Annotated in this window: 4 protein-coding genes and 1 pseudogene; 1 reads left to right on the top strand and 4 read right to left on the bottom strand. The window is 69.4% G+C overall.

Annotated features, from left to right (window positions below; all coding sequences use genetic code 11):
- Positions 1-348: 348 nt before the first annotated feature.
- The 4 genes and pseudogenes from ACWCXX_RS40670 to ACWCXX_RS40655 all read right to left on the bottom strand — a co-directional run bounded on the left by ACWCXX_RS40670 (position 349) and on the right by ACWCXX_RS40655 (position 3,683).
- Positions 349-1,692, bottom strand: coding sequence for an endonuclease domain-containing protein (locus tag ACWCXX_RS40670; RefSeq protein ID WP_451136271.1), 1,344 nt, complete (start codon positions 1,690-1,692; stop codon positions 349-351).
- Positions 1,693-1,834: 142 nt separating this feature from the next.
- Positions 1,835-2,079: pseudogene (locus tag ACWCXX_RS40665) on the bottom strand (integrase core domain-containing protein); the annotation flags it as partial.
- A 657-nt stretch (positions 2,080-2,736) separates the two neighbouring features.
- Complete coding sequence (locus ACWCXX_RS40660) at positions 2,737-3,036, bottom strand: transposase (protein ID WP_451136269.1); 300 nt, start codon at positions 3,034-3,036, stop codon at positions 2,737-2,739.
- Between the two features lie 170 nt (positions 3,037-3,206).
- Entirely contained in the window at positions 3,207-3,683 is a 477-nt protein-coding gene (locus tag ACWCXX_RS40655) for an IS110 family transposase (RefSeq protein ID WP_451136267.1), read from the bottom strand.
- A gap of 224 nt (positions 3,684-3,907) precedes the next feature.
- Between ACWCXX_RS40655 and ACWCXX_RS40650 the strand changes: the two genes are divergently transcribed.
- Positions 3,908-4,364, top strand: a 457-nt coding sequence (locus ACWCXX_RS40650; protein ID WP_451136265.1) for a DUF7691 family protein, incomplete at its 3' end; no start/stop codon positions are given.

Below are 4,364 nucleotides of genomic sequence, written 5' to 3'. Positions count from 1 at the left end.
GCAGAATCCAAATCCGGCCCCACCTGATCGACGGCTGCCTCACCGCCACGGGCCTGGCTATCAACCCACCGACCCCACCCTGAAAACCTCAGTAGCTCCCCCCGAGACGACAATCACCTCTCACCGAATCGATCAACAAACCGACAGCGAAGGCTGATCGGGCAGAACGCGACGGTCCGTTGCAGTAACCCGTTCCCGGCACCCTTGGTGACAAGCAGCGCACCGATCTTGTGACGCACACTGCGCCGCGGGACTCTGCTGCGCATTTCGCTGGGGCGTGCGGGGTGACCGTGTCGGGGGCCAGCAGCTGCGAGGTGGCGGTGGGGTGTCAGGTCTCCCGGTGCCCGCTCAAAACAGTGCTAGGCCCTCGCCGCTGGTGTCCGCGATGACTGGCCGGAACTGGGCAGGGAGGCCGTCCAGGCGGTCAGGACCGGCCGCGGCGGCCACGGAAGGGGCCGTCTCGGCCAACCAGACACGAAACCGCTCGGCGGCTTCGCGGTAGGGGACTCGCGCCAGGACACGGTGCTCGCCGGAGGGACAGAAGTCGACGGCGACAGTGAGCAGGCAGGAACGGGGCGCGTTCTGACTGCCCGCCCAGGACACGCGCAGGACACCGCAGGGCTTGCGCCCGCGGGGGGCGCGGTGGGTCGGGCGCAGCGATCGGCAGGCTATGTGGGCGGTCCATGCGGCGAGGTGCGGCAGGGGCAGGGTGGTGCGTGCGCGGCAGCCGGGGCAGCGGTGCCAGTGGCGGAGCCAGTCGTCGGTGTCGGTATGGAAGAGGCGTTTGTAGCGGTTTGCCACGCGAATGTCGTTGCTGTACAGGTGGTCGGGGCGTTCCTGTGTGTTGCAGGACTGGCAGACGGGGGCGCGGACGTAGCCGTGTTCGTGGCAGTGGTCGAGCACGGTGGCGGGCGTAGTACGGCAGACGGCGCACACCCACCCAGCCACCCTGCGGGAGGTACCGGGCTTCCTGCTGAGCACCGAGTACAGCTGCCCTTCCAGCTCTTTGTTGTACGGGCGCAGTGAGGCGGTGGGGCCCTCGGGGCTCGTCGTCTGCCGACTGCCGGCGTTTCGGGCCTGCCGGGGGTGGGAGGGCGGCTCGGTGACCGCTGCGCTTGCCTGGCTTGTCCGCGCGGCTTGCACCCACTGCGTTTCGGCGTGCTCGGCCGCGTCCAGCAGCCTGACCACAGCGCGCGGCAGCCACCACGTGCGCTGCGCCCCGTCGCGGGTCTGCTCCACGAGTATCTGTCGCAAGTCGATCCCCGCCAGATGGTACGGTCGGCCGGCTTCGCGTCGTGCTGCGCGCTCGGGGCCGCCCAGCTCCTGCAGGTCCCCCATGATGCGCTGGCGCCAACGCAGCGGCGTCTCCTCGTTGCACTCCTGCCTCGGCGCCCCACGAAACGGACCGATACGGACCAGGTCCTGCCGGTCCATCCCAACCGTGTTCAGTTCCGCGGCAGCCCGGCGCACCTCAACCTCCGGAACACTCCACTGACCGTTGCTCGCCCTCACCGTCGCCACCACATGGCTGCCGAGCAGGACGTACCTCACCTGGCCACGGGCAGGAGAGCAGGTGAATGCCTCAGAAGCCGTCGGCACAGCACTGTCGGCGGTCAGATCGACCCACAGAGCGTCCGCGGCAACCAGGGTGATCAGGCCGTCCGTGCGACCGGGCATGACACGCTCTGACATACCGACAGGTTAACGGCCTGCAACGCTGCAACGATCCCAAGCGCCTCGGCCTGGCACGCGGTGAAGGCGGGGGATCCGGTCACGGTCCGGTCTCTGGAGCCCGAGCTGTATGAGCTTGATCCCCGGGAGTGGATACCGGGTTTCATGCGGCGAGTGACAGCGTACGTGATGTGATCAGTTGCTGTTCGAACTCGACCGGTGTGAGGTAGTCGAGCGCGGAATGACGGCGGCGCAGGTTGTAGTACGACAGCCAGCGGAACAGCTCCAGCCGCGTCTGCGCCTTCGATGTCCAGCGCCGTCGTGCAGCAGTTCCCGCTTCAGGCCCTGGAAGAACGACTCCGCGAGGGCATTGTCATAACTCGATCCCACCCACCCCATGCTGCGGCGCCGGGCCAGACCTCGCTCTGTTCGATCACGCCAGATCGGCATTCCTACAGAGCCTCGGCCTTGAGCGGCACGGGCTGACCTGGCGCTGGCCGGAGATCGACTGTGTCCACCCGCTCGATGACGGTGCGGCCGGCGTGCTGCACCGCTCGATTGAGGCGACTGTCGCCGGGCTCGGCCGGGACGGTTCCCGCTGGCGGCTGGCGTTCGCCGGGCCGGCGGCCCGCTTCGACATGCTGGCCGAGGACATCATGGGGCCGCTGTTGCGCCTGCCCAGGCACCCACTTGCCCTTGCTCGGTTCGGCCTGCCGACACTGCTGCCAGGCTCGGCCATCGCGCGGCTATTTACCACCGAGCGGGGCCGAGCGTTGTTCGGCGGGGTGGCCGCCCACGCATTCCGGCCGCTGCACTACCCGCTCTCCTCCGCCATCGCCCGGGGCATCATCGCCGCCGGGCATCGGCACGGCTGGCCCGTCGCCGCCGGCGGATCACGGTCGATCTCGGCGGCGCTGGCCGCAGTCCTCGCCGAATACGATGGCAAGATCGAGACCGGCATCGAGGTGCGGCACGCACGCGACCTGCCACCCGCGGACATCACGATGTTCGACCTCGCTCCGCGGGCCGTCGCCGACATCATCGGCGACCGGCTGCCGTCTCGTGTCACCCGCGCGTATCGGTGCTTCCGGCATGCCCCGGGAGCCTCACGAGCGCGATGCGGTAGAGAGCGGCGTTGGCCGCCCGGTCGCCGCCCCTGGAGAGCCGGTGCCGGTTCGTCTTCCCGCTCGATGTGGGGACGGGCGCCGCGCCGCACAGGGCCGCGAAGGAAGCCTCCGTGCGAAGGCGGGCCGGGTTCGCGCCAGCGATGATCAGCAGCTGGGCGGCGGTGTCCGGACCCACCCCGTGGGCGGCGCGCAGACCGGGGTTGAGGGTGGTGACCAGTTGGTCGAGCTCCCCGGTCAAGGTCGTGTGTTCCTCGGTCAGGCTCTGGACCCGCTTGGCCAGCGTGCGCAGGGCTGTCAGGAGCGGGGCGTGCGCGGGGTCGCTGACCGGCCGGAGTCGGGCAAGAGTGGTGACGCGCTTGTCACCGGACAGGGCGGTGTACTTGGCGCGGATGGCGTCGGGGGCGGTGATCAGGAGGTGCGTGATCTGGTTGAGCGTCGCGGTGCGGGCCTTGATCGCCGAGCGGGCGGCGGTCTGCAGGGCGCGTATCCCGACGATGGACCCGTCTTCGGAGCGCTGGTGGCGCGACCGGAGACGACGGCGCGGGCCGCGGCGTATGCGTCGATCGGGTCGGACTTGCCGATCCTGCGGCGTTCGGCCTTGTCGGGCCGGTTGACCTCGACGACGGCCAGGCCGGCCTGCTGGGCGGCATGTGTGAAGCCGGAGCCGTAGGAGGACGTGCCCTCCACGCCGACGGCGGCGACGGTGCCGTGGGCCTGCAGGAAGGCGATCGCGGCGGCGTATCCGGCAGCGTTGGTGGGGAATTGGGCGTCGGCGAGGTGCCCGCCCCGGTCGGTCACCACGGCGACGTGGATGGTGTCAGCGTGCGAGTCCACCCCGCCGACTACGACTTGGTCCCTCGTGTCCGCCGCCTCTGTGCCTGTCATGCTGGAGATGCCTTCCTTGCCGAAGGTAGCTCCGGCCGGAAAGGGCAGACAGGACAGTAGCGGCACTGGCCCGGCCGCTGAAAAAGGACCGCGCGGTACCCGCGACGCTCACCACTATGACGCCCGGCCCCCATGACAACGGCATTCGGCCTCGGCATCGCGGCACTCACCCGGTGAACGCTCCAGGCATCTGGGATGTCAGTGCCCTTTGACAGGGTGGCTCTATGAGCCAAACCATCAATTACTCCATGGCAAACCGTGGCGAGGTTGCGCGTTTTCTGCCCGCCCGGGACCTGAGCGACGAGGAATCGCGGCTCCTGGAGAGGATGCGGGTCCGGGCGCGGGCGCGTCAGGACGGTCTCGATGCCCAGGAGGTGGACTGGGGGCTGTCGGTTCAGGACGCGTTGGAGGAGCTGATTGCCGGTCGGGCCGATTCCACCGCGGAGTACGCCGGCAGCGCCTACTACGCGGCCCTCCAGATCATCATCGACCGCAACGCCTCCGACCCTTCCACCCTGGCGAGTTACCGGAGCCCCAGCACCTTCTTCTCCGCTCTGGACGACGCGCTGAGCGCGGCCGGGGTCCCGGCGGACCTGCTGCCCTACCAGTACATCTACAGCGGTCCGCCCTCGGAGATCGGGTTCTGCATCCCCAGACCCCCGGAGGGCTCTCCGGAGATCG

Source organism: Streptomyces sp. NPDC001732 (assembly GCF_053596315.1).
The sequence above is the reverse complement of the archived record's forward strand: the minus strand, read 5'-3'. Positions and strand labels throughout refer to the sequence as shown.

Coding starts and splice junctions, on each gene's coding strand:
- ACWCXX_RS40670 (WP_451136271.1), bottom strand. CDS start 1,692: ATGTCAGAGCGTGTCATGCCCGGTCGCACGGACGGCCTGATCACCCTG.
- ACWCXX_RS40655 (WP_451136267.1), bottom strand. CDS start 3,683: ATGACAGGCACAGAGGCGGCGGACACGAGGGACCAAGTCGTAGTCGGC.